This window comes from Xanthobacter variabilis (assembly GCF_043831965.2).
Classification (GTDB): domain Bacteria; phylum Pseudomonadota; class Alphaproteobacteria; order Rhizobiales; family Xanthobacteraceae; genus Xanthobacter.
The window spans coordinates 1,196,022-1,214,903 of the sequence record NZ_CM195533.1 but is presented as its reverse complement, the minus strand read 5'-3'; the positions used below and the strand labels follow the sequence as shown (position 1 = coordinate 1,214,903).

At 67.8% G+C, this 18,882-nt stretch carries 15 protein-coding genes and 1 tRNA gene; 8 read left to right on the top strand and 8 right to left on the bottom strand.

Going from position 1 to position 18,882, the window contains the following annotated elements; all coding sequences use genetic code 11:
* Positions 1–22 precede the first annotated feature (22 nt).
* The 6 genes from accD to V5F26_RS05245 all read right to left on the bottom strand — a co-directional run bounded on the left by accD (position 23) and on the right by V5F26_RS05245 (position 5,259).
* Entirely contained in the window at positions 23–916 is an 894-nt protein-coding gene (accD, locus tag V5F26_RS05270; RefSeq protein ID WP_234053588.1) for an acetyl-CoA carboxylase, carboxyltransferase subunit beta, read from the bottom strand.
* 124 nt (positions 917–1,040) lie between these two features.
* A complete protein-coding gene (trpA, locus tag V5F26_RS05265; RefSeq protein WP_394057306.1) occupies positions 1,041–1,868 on the bottom strand; it encodes a tryptophan synthase subunit alpha in 828 nt (275 codons plus the stop codon).
* Between the two features lie 49 nt (positions 1,869–1,917).
* Complete coding sequence (locus V5F26_RS05260) at positions 1,918–2,259, bottom strand: hypothetical protein (RefSeq protein WP_394946864.1); 342 nt, start codon at positions 2,257–2,259, stop codon at positions 1,918–1,920.
* The gene (gene trpB, locus V5F26_RS05255; protein WP_234053591.1) at positions 2,256–3,467 is read right to left on the bottom strand and encodes a tryptophan synthase subunit beta; all 1,212 of its coding nucleotides are present in this window, start codon (positions 3,465–3,467) and stop codon (positions 2,256–2,258) included. Before trpB ends, V5F26_RS05260 begins: the two co-directional genes overlap by 4 nt.
* The gene (locus V5F26_RS05250; RefSeq protein ID WP_234053592.1) at positions 3,464–4,153 is read right to left on the bottom strand and encodes a phosphoribosylanthranilate isomerase; all 690 of its coding nucleotides are present in this window, start codon (positions 4,151–4,153) and stop codon (positions 3,464–3,466) included. Before V5F26_RS05250 ends, trpB begins: the two co-directional genes overlap by 4 nt.
* Before the next feature lie 104 nt (positions 4,154–4,257).
* Complete coding sequence (locus tag V5F26_RS05245; protein WP_234053593.1) at positions 4,258–5,259, bottom strand: complex I NDUFA9 subunit family protein; 1,002 nt, start codon at positions 5,257–5,259, stop codon at positions 4,258–4,260.
* A 389-nt stretch (positions 5,260–5,648) separates the two neighbouring features.
* Here V5F26_RS05245 and rpsT point away from each other — a divergent pair, with 389 nt between their 5' ends.
* From rpsT to V5F26_RS05205, 8 genes are all read left to right on the top strand, one after another.
* Complete coding sequence (rpsT, locus tag V5F26_RS05240) at positions 5,649–5,915, top strand: 30S ribosomal protein S20 (RefSeq protein ID WP_234053594.1); 267 nt, start codon at positions 5,649–5,651, stop codon at positions 5,913–5,915.
* Positions 5,916–7,049: 1,134 nt separating this feature from the next.
* Complete coding sequence (gene dnaA, locus V5F26_RS05235) at positions 7,050–8,483, top strand: chromosomal replication initiator protein DnaA (RefSeq protein WP_394947090.1); 1,434 nt, start codon at positions 7,050–7,052, stop codon at positions 8,481–8,483.
* A 459-nt stretch (positions 8,484–8,942) separates the two neighbouring features.
* Positions 8,943–10,067 carry a DNA polymerase III subunit beta gene (gene dnaN, locus V5F26_RS05230; protein ID WP_234053595.1) on the top strand — a complete coding sequence of 375 codons (1,125 nt, stop codon included), beginning with the start codon at positions 8,943–8,945 and terminating at the stop codon, positions 10,065–10,067.
* A gap of 225 nt (positions 10,068–10,292) precedes the next feature.
* Positions 10,293–11,432 (top strand): DNA replication/repair protein RecF, encoded by a 1,140-nt coding sequence (recF, locus tag V5F26_RS05225; protein WP_394946863.1) that lies wholly within the window; start codon positions 10,293–10,295, stop codon positions 11,430–11,432.
* Positions 11,433–11,721: 289 nt separating this feature from the next.
* A complete protein-coding gene (locus tag V5F26_RS05220; protein WP_370640779.1) occupies positions 11,722–12,348 on the top strand; it encodes a L,D-transpeptidase in 627 nt (208 codons plus the stop codon).
* A 171-nt stretch (positions 12,349–12,519) separates the two neighbouring features.
* Positions 12,520–14,166 (top strand): benzoylformate decarboxylase, encoded by a 1,647-nt coding sequence (mdlC, locus tag V5F26_RS05215; RefSeq protein WP_394946862.1) that lies wholly within the window; start codon positions 12,520–12,522, stop codon positions 14,164–14,166.
* Between the two features lie 127 nt (positions 14,167–14,293).
* Positions 14,294–15,823: a histidine--tRNA ligase gene (gene hisS / locus V5F26_RS05210; RefSeq protein ID WP_394946861.1), complete on the top strand. Its 1,530-nt coding sequence runs from the start codon at positions 14,294–14,296 to the stop codon at positions 15,821–15,823.
* A 718-nt stretch (positions 15,824–16,541) separates the two neighbouring features.
* Positions 16,542–16,664 carry a hypothetical protein gene (locus tag V5F26_RS05205; protein WP_394946860.1) on the top strand — a complete coding sequence of 41 codons (123 nt, stop codon included), beginning with the start codon at positions 16,542–16,544 and terminating at the stop codon, positions 16,662–16,664.
* 466 nt (positions 16,665–17,130) lie between these two features.
* On the opposite strand, the gene V5F26_RS05200 is transcribed toward V5F26_RS05205, so the two are convergent.
* Together V5F26_RS05200 and V5F26_RS05195 are read right to left on the bottom strand one after the other, a co-directional pair.
* Positions 17,131–17,207: transfer RNA gene (locus V5F26_RS05200), tRNA-Arg, on the bottom strand.
* A 178-nt stretch (positions 17,208–17,385) separates the two neighbouring features.
* The gene (locus tag V5F26_RS05195; protein WP_234053367.1) at positions 17,386–18,861 is read right to left on the bottom strand and encodes an ATP-binding protein; all 1,476 of its coding nucleotides are present in this window, start codon (positions 18,859–18,861) and stop codon (positions 17,386–17,388) included.
* Between the last annotated feature and the right edge of the window lie 21 nt (positions 18,862–18,882).

Here is an 18,882-nt window from a genome sequence, read left to right as displayed (position 1 = left end):
TCGTCGAATGCCTTCGGATGCCTCAGGCCGCTTCCGGGCCGGTCAACCGGCCCTGGGGCGGCAGAGCGGGCGCCTTCATCAGCAGGCGGCACAGCCGGCCAAGGGTTTCACGCATCTGGTGGCGGTGCACCACCATGTCGAGCATGCCATGGGCATAGAGATATTCGGCGCGCTGGAACCCGTCGGGCAGCTTCTCGCGGATGGTCTGCTCGATCACCCGCGGACCGGCGAAGCCGATGAGGGCCCCGGGCTCGGAGATCTGCACGTCACCCAGCATGGCGTAGGAGGCGGTCACACCGCCCGTGGTGGGATTGGTGAGCACCACGATGTAGGGCTTCTTCGCTTCCCGCAGCTCCTGGATGGCGGCGGTGGTGCGCGGCATCTGCATGAGGGACAGGATGCCCTCCTGCATGCGCGCCCCGCCGGAGGCCGCGAACATGATGAACGGCGTGCCCTTGTCCGCCGCGGTTTCCAGCCCCTTCACCACCGCCTCACCGGCGGCCATGCCGAGCGAGCCGCCCATGAAGCCGAAATCCTGCACGGCGATGGTCACCGGCAGCTCTTCCAGAAGGCCGGTGGCGACCTTCACCGCGTCCTGATAGCCGGTCTTGGTGCGGGCGTCCTTCAGGCGGTCGATATAGCGGCGCTCATCACGGAACTTCAGCGGGTCGATGGCGACCTCCGGCAGCGGCACCTCTTCATAGACGCCGTTGTCGAAGGTGGCCTTCAGGCGCTTCACGGCGTCCATGCGCATGTGATAGCCGGAGCCCGGGATCACATAGAGGTTCGCCTCGAGGTCCTTGTGGAACACCATCTGCCCGGTTTCGGGGCATTTCACCCACAGATTCTCCGGCACCTCCCGGCGCGCCAGGAAGTCGCGGATCTTCGGGCGGACGACGTTGGAAATCCAGTTCACAGGACAGTTCTCCGGAGACGAGCGGGCACGGCCGCGCGTCGCAGTGCAGCATTATCCCATCTAATGGCGAGCCCGTCGCGGCGAAAGTGCGGCAGACCCCTGACCCATGGGCACGGTGCGGCGATCAGCGGCGGACGCTGCGCACCGCCTCCGCCAATCCGCCCACCAGCGCTTCCACGGCCGGCACGGTATTGGCGGTCGCCCGGCCTTCGGCATCCAGCGTGTGCCGCACGGCCTCCACCAGAGCCGAGCCCACCACCACCCCGTCCGCACCAGCGGCGATGGAGCGGGCCTGCTCGGGCGTCCTCACGCCGAAGCCGACCGCCACCGGCAGGTCGGTGTGCGACTTGATGCGCGCCACCGCGCGCCCCACCACGTCCGCGTCCGGCGTGGCCGAGCCGGTGATGCCGGTGATGGACACGTAATAGACGAAGCCCGCCGTGTGCTTCAGCACGGTGGGCAGGCGCTTGTCATCGGTGGTGGGGGTGGCGAGGCGGATGAAGTCGATCCCCGCCTGAAGGGCCGGCAGGCAGAGCTCGTCATCCTCCTCCGGCGGCAGGTCCACGACGATGAGGCCATCCACGCCCGCGTCCAGCGCATCCTTCAGGAAGCGGTCCACGCCATAGACGTAGATGGGGTTGAAATAGCCCATCAGCACGATGGGGGTCGCGTCGTCCTCGGCGCGGAACATCTTCACCATGGCGAGGGTCTTCGCCAGGGTCTGCCCGCCCTTGAGGGCACGCAGGCCGGCGGCCTGGATGGCCGGGCCATCGGCCATGGGATCGGTGAAGGGAATGCCCAGCTCGATGATGTCCGCGCCGGCGCCCGGCAGCGTCCTCAGAAGGCCGAGGGAGGTCTCGGCGTCGGGGTCGCCGGCGGTGATGAAGGTCACGAGCGCCGGGCGGCCCTCTTCCTTGAGCGCGGCGAAACGGGCGGCGATGCGGGTGGTCATCGGATGGGACTTGCCATGGGTTGCCTCCCCCCGAAAGGAGAGGGCGCGCTCACTGGGCGCTGGTGATCTCGCAATTGGCGGCCTTGGCCGAGGTGGCGCCGAACAGGCGCACCTGATCGGCGCCGGTGGCGCCGCCCACGGTGGAAAACAGGGTGGTGGAAGAGGTGCCCAGCGTCTGCCCGCCACCGGCGAAGGTGCAGGTGACCACGATCTGGCCGAACACCTTCTGCGTGGCGTTGGCCACCTCCACCGAGATGAAGGCCCCCGCGGCGTCGGTGCGCAGCGGGCCGGTGGTGAGCTTCAGCCCATCGGGAGCCGCCGCCAGGGCGCTCCCGATGCCGAGCAGCGAGAGAGCGGCGGCGCAGGCGACCTTCAATCCGTTCGACATCATAGGCTCGTCCCCAGAATCTCGGCCACCTGCGGCACGTCCTTGTCACCGCGGCCCGAGAGATTGACCACCATCAGATGATCCTTAGGCCGCTGCGGCGCGAGCTCCAGCACCTTGGCCACCGCATGGGCGCTTTCCAGCGCCGGGATGATGCCTTCGAGCTTGGTGAGGATCTGGAACGCCTCGAGCGCTTCCATGTCCGTGCAGGGAATGTACTTCACCCGGCCCACGTCGTTGAGCCAGGAATGCTCCGGCCCGATGCCCGGATAATCAAGGCCCGCCGAAATGGAATGGGCTTCCTTGATCTGACCGTCGCCGTCCATGAGCAGATAGGTGCGGTTGCCGTGCAGCACGCCCGGCCGCCCACCGATGATGGCGGCCGCGTGCTCCCCGGTCTCGACGCCGCGCCCGGCCGCCTCGACGCCGAAAATCTCCACGCTCGGGTCATCCAGGAATTCGTGGAACAGGCCCATGGCGTTGGAGCCGCCGCCCACGGCCGCCACCAGGCTGTCCGGCAGGCGCCCTTCCATCTCCATCATCTGGGCGCGGGTCTCGCGACCGATGATGGACTGGAAGTCGCGCACCATGCCCGGATAGGGGTGCGGGCCCGCCACCGTGCCGATGCAGTAGAAGGTGTCTGTGACGTTGGTGACCCAGTCGCGCAGGGCCTCGTTCATGGCGTCCTTGAGGGTGCGCGAGCCGGACTGCACCGGCACCACCTCGGCCCCCAGGAGCTTCATGCGGAACACGTTGGGCGCCTGCCGCTCCACGTCCACGGCGCCCATATAAACCACGCATTGCAGGCCGAAGCGGGCGCACAGGGTGGCGGTGGCGACGCCATGCTGGCCGGCGCCGGTCTCGGCGATGATCCGCTTCTTGCCCATGCGGCGGGCGAGCAGGATCTGGCCGAGAACATTATTCACCTTGTGGGAGCCGGTATGATTCAGCTCCTCCCGCTTCAGGAACACCTTGGCGCCACCCAGATGCTCGGTGAGGCGCTCGGCGAAATAGAGCGGCGAGGGGCGGCCCACATAATGGGACAGATAGCCGTCCATCTCGGCCTGGAAGGCGGGATCGGCCCGGGCCGCCTTATAGGCCGCCTCCAATTCCAGGATGAGCGGCATCAGGGTTTCGGCGACGAAGCGGCCGCCATGGATGCCGAAATGGCCGCGATCGTCGGGGCCGGTGCGATAGGAATTGGGCGCGTTCACGAAGCCTGGGCTTTCGATGGGAGGTTCGAACAAAGGGCGGCGGCACTCGCGCGGCGCGCGGCGGCGACGAAGGCGTGGATCTTCTCGGGCGACTTCACCCCGGGTGCCGTTTCGACCCCCGAGGAGACATCCACCCCGCCCACCCTGGTTGCCCCGATGGCCTCGGCGACGTTGCCGGCGTCAAGACCTCCGGAAAGCATGACGGGGCGACCGGCGTCAAGGCCGCGGATCAGCTCCCAGTCGAACACCCGCCCGTTGCCGCCGGGCAGAAGGGCGCCGGGCGCTGGCTTGGCATCGAACAGGAGCCGGTCGGCCACCGCCGCATAGGCGCGCACGGGGGCAAGATCCTCACGCACCGCCACCGGCAGCGCCTTCATCACCGGGCGGCCGAAGCGGGCGCGAATCTCGCCCACCCGTTCCGGTGTCTCGGCACCATGGAGCTGCAGAATGTCCGGATCGAGCGCGGCAACCACGTCGGCCAGAAGGGCATCGTCAGCATTCACCACCAGCGCCACCTTCAGCGCCCGGCCGCGCACATGGGCGACGAGCCCCGGCGCATCGGCCAGCGAAACATGGCGCGGGCTCTTGGGAAAATGCACGAAACCCACGAGATCGGCGCCCGCCGAGAGCGCCGCATCGAGGGCCTCATGGGTCTTGAGGCCGCAGATCTTGATTTCAAATCCCATGGATCAGATCCCCGGATGAAATCCGCCCGCCCCGAAAACCAGGGCCGAAGCTTCGGCCCCTGGCCTGTCGCTCGCCCGCCGCGGAGCCGGCGGGCACCGCATCATCAGAATTCCAGTTGCGTGAACTGGCCTGCCTTGCGGAATCGCCAAAGATAGGTGGGCAGCTCCACCCGCAGGGCGGTGGCCATGACGCCCAGCCCCTCCAGGGTGCGCCCCTCGGTCTTGGCGCCTTCCGACACCACATTATCGGCCTTCAGCATCGCCACCTGATCGGTGGTGAGCGGCGCGCCGGGAATCCACTGGGTGAGCGCGGCCATCAGGCTCGCCAGGCCGAACGGCACGGAGAGCAGCGTCTTCTTGGCGCCGATCTCACGCAGCATCAGCTGCATCAGCTCCTTGAAGGTGCGCACCTCGGGGCCGCCCAGCTCATAGGTGGCGCCCGCCTTGGCCTTGCCGTCCACCGCGCGCGCGACCGCCATGGCCACGTCGCCCACGAACACCGGCTGGAACCGGGTCACGCCGCCGCCGATCAGCGGCAGCACCGGCGAGAGCTGGGCCATGGAGGCGAAACGATTGAAAAAGGTGTCCTCCGGCCCGAACACCACGGACGGGCGCATGATGACGGCCTCGCCATGGGCGGCCTTCACCGCTTCCTCGCCATCGGCCTTGCTGCGGCCATAGCCGGAGGGAGAGGACTTGTCCGCGCCGATGGCGGAAATGTGCACCAGCGGCACGCCCGCCTTGGCGGCGGCGCTGGCCACCGCGCGCGCGCCGGCCACATGCACCGCGTCGTAGCGCTGCTTGCCGGTTTCGGCCAGCACGCCCACCAGGTTCACCACCGCGGAAGCCCCGGCCACCGCGCGGTCCACCGACTCGGGGAAGCGCACATTGGCCTGCACCACCTGGATCTGCCCCACATAGCCCAGCGGCTGGAGGAAGCCCGCAAGCTCCGGCCGCCGCACGGCGACCCGCAGGCGATAGCCCCTCAGCGCCAGCGCCCGCACCACGTGGCGGCCCAGGAAGCCGGAGCCCCCGAACACCGTCACGAGGCTGTCGCTCACCGGACGATCGGTCACCGCCAAATCGCTCACGACCGCGTCGCTCATGCCTGACCCCCGCTCCTCAATCTGTCCGCCGGCCCGAAGACCATCGACCCGGCCCTCACGTCCGGCGGGGGCGAGCACACCGCTCCCTCCGCCGCCGGACACACTCTATATAGAACGTTGCCACGACATACGCGATGGAGGCGGTTTTCGTCCAGCGGCCAAAGCGCCCTTGCGACGAGAGCCGCATTCAACGGCAGCGGCGCGAGGGAGCGGCGGCCACGCGCGTGAAGGGGCAAATCGCGCCGCCGTCTTGACGGGCGGGCCGGTGCCCACTATAAGCCCCGCACTCCGCAGGCAGCGTGAGCCGCCCGCGTTTTCAGCCATTCCAACGCAGGACGGGTTGGCCGCAAGGCTTCGATCCGCATTGCGCAAACCAGCAAGGACGGCCGATGGCCAATACGCCTTCCGCCAAGAAAGCGGCGCGCAAGATCGAGCGCCGGACCGAAGTGAACCGTTCGCGTCGTTCGCGCGTGCGCACCTATCTGCGCAAGCTCGAGGACGCCCTCAGCACGGGTGACGCCGCCGCCGCCACCGCTGCCTTCAAGGCGGCCGAGCCGGAGATCATGCGGGCCGTCACCAAGGGCGTGCTGCACAAGAACACCGCGTCCCGCAAGGTGTCCCGCCTCGCGGCCCGGGTGCGCAAGATCAGCGCCTGATTTCAAGCGCCCCGCGCGCTGACATCCGCTTCCCCTGAGAAGATTCCCGAAGGCCCGGCTGAGCCGGGCCTTTTTCGTGCCTGCATTCCGTCAGGCCCGGGAGAGAATCGGGGGCTGGCGCAATTGGCCCCTCCCGTCAAGTTACCCTACAGCCGGAGGCTGCATATCCTTTTTTGCACTCGCGCTTCCATCGCGCAGAAAATCGATATGCGGCTTAGCGACTTACAGGGCAAAGGCGGATACCCCCTCCCCACCACGCTCGCGACAGGTACGAAAACACCCAGATGCACGTGCTCCGCGAAACTGGCAGGATTGTACGGAACACCGGGATTCTCGTTGCTTCGCCAGAGGTTTGCCGGCTGATCCGGACACCTGTGGACGGCGTGAGAAGCGACCTTTTTACCCGCTATCCCACAGGGGCAGGGAAAGGCGTTGCACCCCCCGGAGGGGCTGTGTATGGTCAAATTCACCTCGGGGGCGATACCGAGTTTCACCTACAGATTGAAGGTTTCAGGGCTCTTCGTGGATGAGGAGGGGAGTGTCGTGACTTTAAGTATACATGACACTTCCTGTGTCTATCTCATGTTCCATAAAGGTAGCCTTCAGGCTGTAGCTGCCATTCTGAGAACGGACATCAATTCCACTCTCGGATGATTTAAAAGCAGCAGGAATTCTGGTTCATTCAAGCGACGGCCGCGGCACCTATGCCGGCGGCGGATGGGGCAGCTATGACTTCACGCACGGATCGCGCATCGAATGCAGCAGCTCTTGCTTCTTCCTCGGTTCTGCCGTGCACCGTGTGGCTCGTTCCTCCGCAGCCGCCCAGCCGCGAAGCCCTGGCTGCCTGGTCGCTTCCGATCCGTGCCTGTCGGCACGCGTGCAAGATCGGGATGAGCGCATGATGCCGCGGTAGCGCGACATCGAACGGGGACCGGCCCGCATCATTTGATCCAAGACTGCGCATGAGCACCCGCCGCCCACTTCCGGGCGCGGAGAATGTCTGCGCTAAAATCGGGGCCGCGCTCGGGGCGCGGATGGCCTTTTATGCTCAAACCGCATTCCACCGATGACTCACAATCCGGCAGACCCGCCTTTCCGGCCGGCCTTGCCGCCACAGTTGGGACCGATGCCGAAATGACCCCTTGGGAGCGTGTGCGCCAGCGCCTGCATGACGAGATCGGAGAAGAGAAGTTCTCCAGCTGGTTCGCGCGCATGGAGCTGGACGGGCTCACCAGCGAGGCCGTGCATCTTTCGGTGCCTACGCGGTTCCTGAAGTCCTGGATCCAGGAGAATTACCTGCCGCGCATCCGCGAGCTGTTCGCGGAGGAGAGCGGAAGCAGCCGCCGTGTGGACGTGGCCGTGCGCAGCGCCGTGGCGCGCCCCGTGCCGCTGAAGGCCACCGGCCGCCGCGAAGTGGTGAGCGAGCGCAGCCCCGAGGCGCGCCCCACCGCCCCCGCAGCCCCTCTTGCGACCCCCGCGGCGGCGGCGCCCGCCACCGTCAATGCCATCGCCTCGGACATGTCCTCCGGCTCGCCGCTGGACCCGCGGCTGACCTTCGACACCTTCATGGTGGGCAAGTCCAATTCGCTGGCCCATGCGGCCGCGCGGCAGGTGGCCGAAGCCGCCAGCGGCGCCAACCCGGTGTTCAACCCGCTCTACCTTCACGCCTCCGTGGGCCTCGGCAAGACCCACCTGCTGCAGGCGGTGGTGTGGGCGGCAGGCCAGAAGGGCCGACGCGCCATCTATCTCACCGCCGAGCGCTTCATGTACGGCTTCGTGGCGGCGCTGAAGACCCATTCCGCCATCGCCTTCAAGGATGCCCTGCGCACCATCGATACCCTGGTGATCGATGACCTCCAGTTCCTGAAGGGCAACAATCTCCAGCAGGAATTCTGCCACACGCTCAATGCCCTGCTCGATAGCGGCCGGCAGGTGGTGGTGGCCGCCGATTGCGTGCCTGCGGAGCTGGAGCATCTCGACGAGCGGGTGCGCTCGCGACTCGCGGGCGGGCTGGTGGTGGAGCTCGCCACCCTTGAGGAAGACCTGCGACTGGAGATCCTGAGGGCGCGCTACCAGACCCTGGCGGAGCAGCACAAGGGCTTCACGGTTCCCGCTCCGGTGCTGGAATTCCTGGCGCGCTCGGTGGGCCAGAGCGGCCGCGACCTCGACGGCGCGCTCAACAAGCTGCTCGCCTTCAACCAGCTCACCGGCGAGCCGGTGACCCTGGAGATGGCCGAGAACGCCATCAAGGACATCATCCGTCCCTGCGACCCCAAGCGGGTGCGGGTGGACGACATCCTGCGCATCGTCGCCAAGCACTATAATGTGTCGCGCGCCGACCTCCTCTCCCAGCGCCGCACCGCCAATGTGGTGAAGCCGCGCCAGGTGGCCATGTATCTGGCCAAGACGCTCACCCTGCGCTCGCTGCCGGAGATCGGCCGTCGCTTCGGTGGCCGCGACCACACCACGGTGCTCCACGCCGTGCGCAAGATCGACCGGCTGATCGCCACCGATCGCGCCCTCGCCGACGAGGTCGAGGTGCTGAAGCGCGCCGTCCAGGAAGCGTGACCGGCGGGCGGGCGCGGCATTCTCCGCATCCGCCGACGGCAATATTCCCCTCCCGAAGGCCGGCGCCGCACCCTGGCGCCGGCCTTCGTTCGTGATGGCCCCCTGTGGATTGGCCGGACAAGCGCCGCCGGGGCGGGAAAATCGTCCGGCGCCCTTGCTTTGCGTGGGCGTGGGCGGCAATGTCGGCAGCCCGGCGCTCGCATCCGCGAACGCCGCCACCCTGGAGCAGGTTACGGTCCCCCCGAAGGGGACGGGCCGGGCCGAAGCTCCTATCCTCGAATTTGGAGGCGTTCCCGCCACCCGGATCGACAGCATCCGGCGGGAACCGGCTCCGGAGCGGTTTCAAGCGCGAGTTCGGGTTTGCGCGAAGGAATCGTGTCGATCAATGGCCTAGGTGTTCGGCGCGCGCCTTGGGGCGAACGCGGGACGCGCTAGCGCACAGAGCAAACGGGCAGGGCCATGAAGGTCACCGTCGAGCGCACCGAGCTTCTCAAGTCGCTCAGCCATGTGCATCGCGTCGTCGAGCGGCGCAACACCATTCCGATCCTCGCCAACGTGCTGATGCGCGCCGGCAAATCGGGGCTGGAGCTGAAGGCCACCGACCTCGACCTGGAGGTGGTGGAGACGGTGCCGGCCGAGGTGGGCCAGGAAGGCGCCACCACGGTGCCGGCCCATGTGCTCTACGACATCGTGCGCAAATTGCCCGAGGGCGCCCAGGTGCAGCTGGAAGCCGGCGGCGAGCGCGGCAACCTCACGGTGCGCGCCGGCCGCGCCCGCTTCCAGCTCCAGACCCTGCCCGAGACTGACTTCCCCGACCTCGCGGCCGGCGACTTCCCCCACACCTTCAAGGTGAAGGGCGTGGAATTCCGCCGCCTGGTGGACAAGACCCAATTCGCCATCTCCACCGAGGAGACGCGCTATTATCTCAACGGCATCTATTTGCATGTGACCGATCCCGCCCAGACCGGAAAACCCATGCTGCGCGCCGTCGCCACCGACGGCCACCGCCTGGCTCAGGCCGAGCTGGAGGCGCCGGAGGGCGCTGCGGGCCTGCCCGGCGTGATCGTGCCGCGCAAGACCGTGGCGGAAATCCAGAAGCTGCTGGAGGACAAGGAGGCGGAGGCCACCGTGTCCGTCTCCGCCACCAAGATCCGCGTGCAGGTGGGGGCCATTACCCTCACTTCCAAGCTCATCGACGGCACATTCCCGGATTACGGGCGTGTCATTCCCCAGGGCAATGACAAGATCCTGAACGTGGACAAGGACGAGTTCGCGGCCGCCGTGGACCGCGTCTCCACCGTGTCCAGCGAGCGCGGGCGGGCGGTGAAGCTGGCCATCACCGAGGGCAAGCTCACCCTTTCGGTGACCAACCCCGATTCGGGCAGCGCCACCGAGGAACTGGAGGTGGACTATGCCTCCGAGCCGTTGGAGATCGGCTTCAATTCCCGCTATCTGCTGGACATCACCTCCCAGCTCGAGGGCGACACCGCTGAGCTGAAGCTGGCCGACCCCGGCTCGCCGACCCTGGTGCGCGATTCCACCAAGACCGATTCCCTCTATGTGCTGATGCCCATGCGGGTGTGAGGGCGCGGGTGTAAAGACGACGGGTGGGACGGCGACAGGCGCCGTTTCCACGCGGGCCGTCCGGCGCCGCCCGCAGCTCGGCGACTGAAGCCACGGACTTCCGGCCCTCGAGGCTGACACACACTGAGTTCCGAGCATCCGGCGGATTTTTGCCGGCCTGCTTGCCTTTTGTCGCAATTCCGGACGCAAGACCGCGACACATCCCTGCTGGAATTGCTCCCGGCCATGCTTCACGCCCGCATCCGCAAGCTCGCCCTCACGCGCTTCCGCTCCTATGTGAGCGCGCATCTGGTGCTGGATGACGGACCCGTGGTGCTCACCGGCCCCAATGGCGCCGGCAAGACCAACGTGCTTGAAGCCGTCTCCTTCCTTTCCCCCGGCCGCGGCCTGCGGCGCGCCCAGCTGGCGGATGTCGGCTACCAGGCGCCCGGCGATGACGCGGCGGGAGCCATCTGGGCGGTCTCCGCGCTGGTGGAAGGCGCGCTGGGCGAAGTCCGGCTCGGGACCGGACTGGAGGAAGCCGGCGCCGCCCAGCGCCGATGCCGCATCGACGGCGAGCCGGCATCCTCCGCCACCGCCTTTCTCGACCACCTGAAGGTGATCTGGCTGACCCCGGAAATGGATGGCCTGTTCACCGGCCCGCCTTCCGACCGGCGGCGCTATCTCGACCGGCTGGTGCTGGCGGTGGACGGCACCCATGGCAGCCGTGTCAATGCGCTGGAGCGGGCGCTGCGCTCGCGCAACCGCTTGCTGGAGGACAATGGCGCCCCGCGCTTCCTTGATGCGGTGGAACGCGAGCTGGCCGAGCTGGCGGTGGCCGTCTCGGCCGCGCGCCTGGAAACGGTGGCGCGCCTTGCGGGGGAGATCGCCGCCCATCGCGACGAGGCCTCCCCCTTCCCGTTCGCCCAGATCGCCCTCGAGGGGGCCGTGGAACGGCTGGTGGCGGAGATGCCGGCGATCGAGGCCGAGGACCGCTACCGGGCCCTGCTGCGCGACAACCGAAGCCGCGACCGCGCCGCCGGCCGCACCCTGGAAGGCCCGCATCTGTGCGATCTGCAGGTGAGCCATGGCCTGAAGCGCCTGCCGGCCGCCCGCTGCTCCACCGGCGAGCAGAAATCCCTGCTCATCGGGCTCACCTTGTCCCATGCCCGGCTGGTGGCGGCCATGCAGGGCCTCTCGCCGGTGCTGCTGCTGGACGACGTGGTGGCCTACCTTGATTCGCAGCGGCGGGCCGGCCTGTTCGAGGCCCTGGAGCGTCTCGGTGCCCAGGTCTGGATGACGGGGGCCGATCCGGACGCCTTTTGCGCCCTGCGCGGGGCCCAGCGTTTCACGGTCTCGCCCGGAAGCCTGATGCGCGAGGCGTGAGCGCGCCGCAGACACGCAAAAAATCCAGTCATAACGCCATTCGCCCAGGGGGTGTTGCATGCACGCCACCCGAAGCACGGCACCCCGTGCTAGACATTTTCTCGCGCTTGCGAGAGGCCGCTTTCGGTTTTTCGCCCGGCGTTAACCTTAACGCCACCTCACCGCGATTAGATGCGCAGAATGCAGGCGGGCCTCCCGCCGCGCGCCGTGCGTGGACGCGCGATGGCAACTCGTTTCGTTTCGTGTTGGGCAGACCATGGCCATTGATCCCATAAAGCCTGAATCTCTGATGCGCCGCCTCGTCATTCTCGCGGCTCCCCTCATGCTGGCGGCATGCGTCACCAATCCGCCGCCGCGGGTGAGCCCCATGGTGAGCATGTACGGCCCCGTGAATGGGGAGGCCCATCCGGTTGAGGCCACCGACATCAGCGAGGTGGACCCCCAGTATCTGCGCCAGGAAGTGGACTATCCCCGCAGCCTGCCGCAGGTGGCGCCGGGCACCATCGTCGTCGATATCAACGACAAGTACCTCTATCTGGTCCAGAAGAACGGCAAGGCCATGCGCTACGGCGTGGGCGTGGGCAAGCAGGGCTATTCCTTCAAGGGCTGGGCCACCATCAAGCGCAAGGAAGAGTGGCCGCACTGGACCCCCACGGCCAACATGATCAAGCTGCAGCCCCAGCGCTATGGACCCTATGCCGCCGGCCTGCCGGGCGGCGAGGACAATCCGCTGGGCCCGCGTGCGCTCTATCTCTATGACGGCGACCGCGACACCATGTTCCGCATCCACGGCACTATTGAGCCCTGGAGCATCGGCCAGCAGGTGTCCTCCGGCTGCATCCGCCTGCTGAACCAGGACATCATCGACCTTTATGGCCGCGTGCCCTCCGGCACCCGCGTGCTGGTCGTCGGCTGACGCACGCGCCACCGGAGTGGTGAAAGCCACCAGAACACCCCGTCGCGGGCGCCGCGGCGGGGTGTTCCCATTTGGGGGCTGGCGGATGACGCGCATTTCAGGGACCTTACCGGCCGCGTTCCGTGCCGTCGCGTCGCGCCGCGGCAGAGGGAGCGCGCGGAGGGAGGCCCCATGGCGACATCAACCGTACGCACCGTTACCCACGATCTCCTGCGCAAGCTCGGCCTCACCACCTTCTTCGGCAATCCGGGCTCCACGGAAGAGACCTTCCTGAAGGACTTTCCGGCCGACTTCACCTATCACCTCGCGCTGCAGGAAGCCTCCGCCATCGCCATCGCGGACGGATATGCGCAGGCCACCGGCAAGCCGGCGCTGGTGAACGTGCACACGGCCGCCGGCCTCGGCAACGCCATGGGCAACCTCATCACGGCGAGCCTCAACAAGACGCCCCTCATCATCACCGCCGGCCAGCAGACCCGCGAGATGCTGCTGATGGAACCCTGGCTCACCAATGTGGATTCCACTCAGCTCCCCCGCCCCTGGGTGAAATGGGCCTATGAGCCGACGCGGCCGGAGGATGTGCCCGCCGCCTTCATGCGCGCCTACGCCACCGCCGTGCAGGCGCCCGCCGGGCCGGTCTTCCTCTCTCTGCCGCTCGACGATTGGGATAAGCCGCTGGCGGGCCCCGCCGTGCTGCGCAGCGTCAGCCGCCGCATCGCCCCGGATATGGACCGGCTGCGCGCCTTCGCGGACCTGCTCTCCAAGGCCAAGGCCCCGGCCCTCATTTTCGGCGCCGCCATTGATCGCGGCCAGGGCTGGCCGGCGGCGGTGGCTCTGGCTGAGAAGCTGGGGGCGACCGTCTTCGCCGCGCCCGCGTCCGAGCGCTGCCCCTTCCCGGAGACGCACCCGCTCTATGCCGGCGGCCTGCCCTTCGCCATCGGCCCGCTGTGCGAGCGGCTGAAGGGGCATGACCTGGCGATCGTCATCGGTGCACCGGTATTCCGCTATTATCCTTATGTGGCGGGGGATTACCTGCCACAGGGCACCCGCCTGCTGCACATTTCCGATGACCCGGCCGAGACCGCCCGCGCACCTGTGGGCGACAGCCTGGTGGCCGATGCGGTGCTCGCCACCCATGCCCTCATCGATCTGGTGAAGGCGCCGGAAAGCCCGGCCACGGCGAGCCGTGTCGCGCCCGCCCCTCATCGCATGGCGCCCCATCCCGCGCGCCATCCGGACCAGCCCCCGGGCGGGGCGAACGGCGTGCCCACGGCCGCCGACGTGTTCGCCGCCCTGGCCCAGGTGCGGCCGGACCACTGCGTGCTGGTGGAGGAATCGCCCTCCAACCTCGCCGATCTGCACCGCCACTGGCCCATCACCGAGCCGGAGACCTTCTTCACCTTCGCCTCGGGTGGGCTGGGCTGGAACCTGCCGGCCTCCGTGGGCATCGCTTTGGGCGAGCGGTCCACCGGGCGGCGGCAGCCGGTGATGGTGGTCATCGGCGACGGGTCTTTTCAGTATTCAGTACAGTCCTTGTGGACCGCCGCGCAGCATAAGCTGCCCATCGTCTTCATCGTTCTGCGCAATGGCGAATATGGAATCCTGAAATCCTTCGCCGTTCTGGAGGAAACACCCGGCGTGCCGGGGCTCGACATTCCCGGCATCGACATTGTCAGCCTCGCCAAGGGCTATGGCTGCGCGGCCGAGCGCATCGCCGACCTCGACACCCTCAAGGCCCGGGTGAAGGAGGGCTTTGCCGGCCCCGGCCCGCTGGTGATCGAGGTGCCCATCAATCCGGACATTCCGCCGCTGATCTGAGCAGGTGGAGGCGTGAGTAGCGCCGCGCCCATTGCGGGCGCGGCCCATTTTCGAGGGGTTCCCCTGAACGAAAATGGGTATAAGACGCCCTCACGATTCCCAATCCAATTGAGCGTTGAAGAGTGCCATGGCGAAAGATCTGAAGCCGAAGGCCCGCCTGCCGCGCGGCCTTGCCGACCGCACCGGCGCGGAGCTTGCCGCCACCCATTCCATGCTGGCCAAGATCCGCGCCGTCTATGCCCTCTACGGGTTCGAGGCGCTGGAAACCCCGGCCTTCGAATATACCGACGCTTTGGGCAAGTTCCTGCCCGACCAGGACCGGCCGAACGAGGGCGTCTTTTCCTTCCAGGACGATGACGAGCAGTGGCTGTCCCTGCGCTATGATCTCACGGCGCCGCTCGCGCGCTATGTGGCCGAGCATTTCGACGCGCTGCCGAAGCCCTATCGCTCGCACCGCGCCGGCTATGTGTTCCGCAATGAGAAGCCCGGCCCCGGCCGCTTCCGCCAGTTCATGCAGTGCGACGCCGACACGGTGGGCGCGCCCTCGGTCTCGGCCGATGCCGAGATCTGCATGATGGCCGCCGACACGCTGGAAGCCGTGGGCGTGCCGCGCGGGGATTATGTGATCCGCGTCAATAACCGCAAGGTGCTCGACGGCGTGCTGGAGGCCATCGGCCTCGCCGGCGAGGAGAATGCCGGGCGCCGGCTCACGGTGCTGCGCGCCATCGACAAATACGACAAGTTCGGCGTGGAAGGCGTGCGCCTGCTGCTGGGCGCCGGCCGCAAGGACGAGAGCGGCGACTTCACCAAGGGCGCCGGCCTGAACGAGCGCCAGAGCGCCGTGGTGCTCGCCATGCTCACGGGCGAGGGTGTCACTGCCGACGCGGACGGGGTGAAGGTGGAGATCCCCGGCGACGTGGAGCTGGCCGCCGCCCTTGCGACCAATGCCGCCTTCCTGGAAGGCATGGACGAGCTCAACACCATCCGCATGCTGGTGGCCGCTGCCGGCTATGAGGACCGGGTGAAGATCGACCCCTCCGTGGTGCGCGGCCTCGAATATTATACCGGCCCCGTCTACGAGGCGGAGCTGACCTTCGAGATCAAGGATGAGGACGGCCGCCCGGTGCGCTTCGGCTCGGTGGCGGGCGGCGGGCGCTATGATGGGCTGGTGGCCCGCTTCAAGGGCGAGAAGGTGCCGGCCACCGGCTTTTCCATCGGCGTGTCGCGCCTGCTCTCGGCGCTGGCTTTCCTCGGCAAGATGGACGACGAGGCGGAGGTGGGCCCGGTGGTGATCCTGGTCATGGACAAGGAGCCCGCGCGCCTCGCCGATTATATGAAGATGGTGTCGGACCTGCGCGCCAACGGTATCCGCGCCGAGATGTACCAGGGCGGCGGCGGCATGAAGGCGCAGATGAAATACGCCGACAAGCGCGGCGCGCCGGCCGTGGTGATCCAGGGCTCCAACGAGAAGGCCGCCGGCGAGCTCCAGATCAAGGATCTGGTGGAGGGCGCCAAGATCGCCGCCTCCATCGCCGACAATGCGGAATATCGCGCCGCCCGCCCCGCCCAGTTCGCGGTGAAGGAAAACGAGCTGGTGGCCGCCATTCGTGACGTACTGGAACGCCGCGCCGCCCCGACGCTGGGCCTCGACGACTGACATCCCGCCCGGACGGGTGTTTTCGCGCCAACGGCCGCTTCCCGCGCAAGGCGGGGGATCATTGCAGGACGCAGGAGCGCTTCCCCGAGCAGTCAAGACGGGGAAGCGCCCTCTCAATTCCCGGCGGCCTCCGCGCTGGGGGGCGATGCTGGGCTCTGCCCATCCGGGCTGTCAGACCACTCGCCATGGAGCGGAATGCGCTGCCGGAGGACAGGGGCGGGCGTCTACCGGCTCGCGGGCCGCGCGCAGCCGAGCCGGTCCCGCAGGGCTGGAGCGATCTGTCGGCCGAGCCGCACTCGAAACCATGCCCCTTGAGCACACAGGCGCGCCCATCGGCGCCCGCACCGAAATCGAGGAAGATGAGCCGAGCTTGAAGGCTAACTGCGAGATCGGCCTTTCCAACCCCGCTGCCCCGGGCACGTACAAGCTGATGGGCGCCGGTGCGGCGGAGACCCTCGCAGCTGTCCCTCTCGCAGTGAGGTCTCAGCGCTCTGCGGGCGGCATCCGGCCCCTTCAGCACATTGATCGGCCTGAGATCATCCTCGCCCGGCATTGAGCCAGATGCGCCTGTGCAGCGTGACATCGGCCGCATGTGCGACGCGCGATGGAATGCACCGATTGAAATGCCCGCAACACCGCCGACGCACCCGCCACGGACGCACCTGCGGGGCGGGGCCTGGAACAGAGCGTCGCCGGCCTCCACCCACGCCTGAAGGCCGTGGAAGACAAGGTGGGCAGCGTGAAGAGCGTGGCCGACCGGATCGAGGCCGAGCCAAACCAGCCGGGCATAACCACCAAGAGCAAGAAAGGGGTGCTGCGGACGAAGGCGTTCACCTTTTGAGCGCGCCCGATGGGCGCCGGAGCGACAAAGCGACCGGCCAGAAGATGAAGCCCCTCGCCGCGACCGCGAATGGCGACGGCAACCTCTGGCCCGCCACTTCGTCGAGGAGATCGTGAAGGGGCTGGTGGAAGCGTTTCCGATCGCCTCCTCTACCCGCGCGCCCTCTCCATCTCGGCGGCAGAAGCCACGACACCCGAGCGCACGGGAACCTTGAGGGCCGTGTGGGTGTCCGATACCGCCGCTTCCCCTCAACCGCGCCGGCCTGTGGCGCGGAAAGGCCCCGCACGATGCCGCCCGGCACGTAGAGCGTGCAACGTCCTGTGGGAAGACAACGCCTTCGAGCTCATCTGGGAAGCCCTCAGCAGACTGCGTCCGACTTCAGGACCGCCGGCCTTCCGGAGGCGACTCAGCGACGATTTCTGATTTTGCGGCGACTTGGCCTTAGGCGCTAAGTCTTTGATTTAGATGGCGCGCCGGGGAAGATTCGAACTCCCGACCCCCAGATTCGTAGTCTGGTGCTCTATCCAGCTGAGCTACCGGCGCATCATCCCCGTTCAGGTTCGGCCCGAAGAGCGCGAACTGGAGGTTGGAGCCTCCCGGGGACCCGCAGCGGATCTCTCCGCCGGCGAGGTCCGTCTGCTACGCCCATTCGTTCCGGTGCGCAAGCGCCAAACGAAATTTCACCGCGCAAATGCCGCCAAGCTGTGGATAACAGCCGCGTTCAGGCCCGCAGCCGCTCGCGACGCTGGCGGCCCTCTTCCGCAAGATCGGGAAGGGTGATGCGAAAGGCGGTGCCCACCGCGGAGTCAATGAGCTGGATCTCGCCGCCATGGGCGCGCACCAGCTCTGCGGCGATGGGCAGCCCCAGCCCCGTGCCGCCGCGCCGCGCTGAGGACACGAACGCCTCGAACAGGTGCCCCCGCCGCTCGGGCGGAATGCCGGGCCCGGTATCCGCCAGCTCGATCTGCACCGTGGTGCCGAGGCGCTTGCCCTTGATGCGGATCTGGTCGCGTTCGGGATCGAGTGGCGCACGCGCCTCGAGCGCCTGCATGGCATTGCGGCCGAGATTAAGGATGACCCGGAACAACTGGTCCGGATCGGCATCCACCCTCAGCCCCGGCTCAAGGGACACCACCCAGCCGATTCCCGCCCCGCCGCCCAGTCCCAGGGTCTCGCGCACCTCGTCGAGGAGATGGGCAAGGTCCACGTCGCGCCGGTCCGGCAGCGGCTCCATGGCGCGGCCATAGGACAGGGTCTGCTCGCAATAGGTGATCGCGCGATCCAGCGCCGCCAGCAGCTTGGGGGCGAAGCGCTGCACCGTCGGGTCCGGCAGCCCCGCCAGACGGTCGGAGAGCAGCTGCGCGGAGGCCAGAAGATTGCGCAAATCATGATTGATCTTGGAAACCGCGAGGCCCAGCGCCGCCAAGTGGCTTTTCTGGCTCAAGGTCTGCACCAGCGCCCGCTGCAATTCCTCCAGCGTCTCCTCGGCGGTGCCGATCTCGTCGCGCCGGCCGCTCGGCACGATGATGCGGGAGGCATCCTCCGGATTCTCGCGGAAGGCCGACATGCGCTCCGTCAGGCGCCGCATGGGGCGCACGAACAGCGCATTGAGGCTGAAATAGACGAGCGCGCCGGCCGCCCCCGCCACCAGCAGCGAAACCAGCAGCGTGGTGATGGTGAAGCGCAGCAGCGCCCGCTTCAGCGGCGTCTCGGAGAGCACAATCTCGATGAAATCGGCCCCCGAGGGCGGATCACCCACCACCCGCAGCATGCGGCCCTTGGGCGCCGTCAGCGTGTCCAGCGCCCCGTAGACCGCCCCCAGCAGGGTCACGTCGCGCATGTCCAGGTGCTCGTCCACCTGCGGCGGCATGTCGGAGACGGCCAGCAGGCGGCGCGTGTCCTCCCGCTTCACCACGATCACCTTGGCGCCCACGCTGCCCAGGAGCTGGCGGGTGAGGTCCATGGGAATGCTGTCCTGAGGGGCGGCGTCCAGCACCAGGGCCGCGGTGCGGGCGGCGGCGAGGCGATCCGAAAGCCAGGCAATGCGGAAGTTGGCGATGGTGGGCACGAGCACAGCCGCTTCCACCGCAGCGACCACGATCACCGTCAGCGCCAGCAGCTTGGCCGACAGGCTGAAACGGCGCCGACGGGCAGGCTGCGGATTCGTCGCGGGCTGGTCGGCTCTCGAAGCGAACATGGCACCTTGGGCAAGACGCCC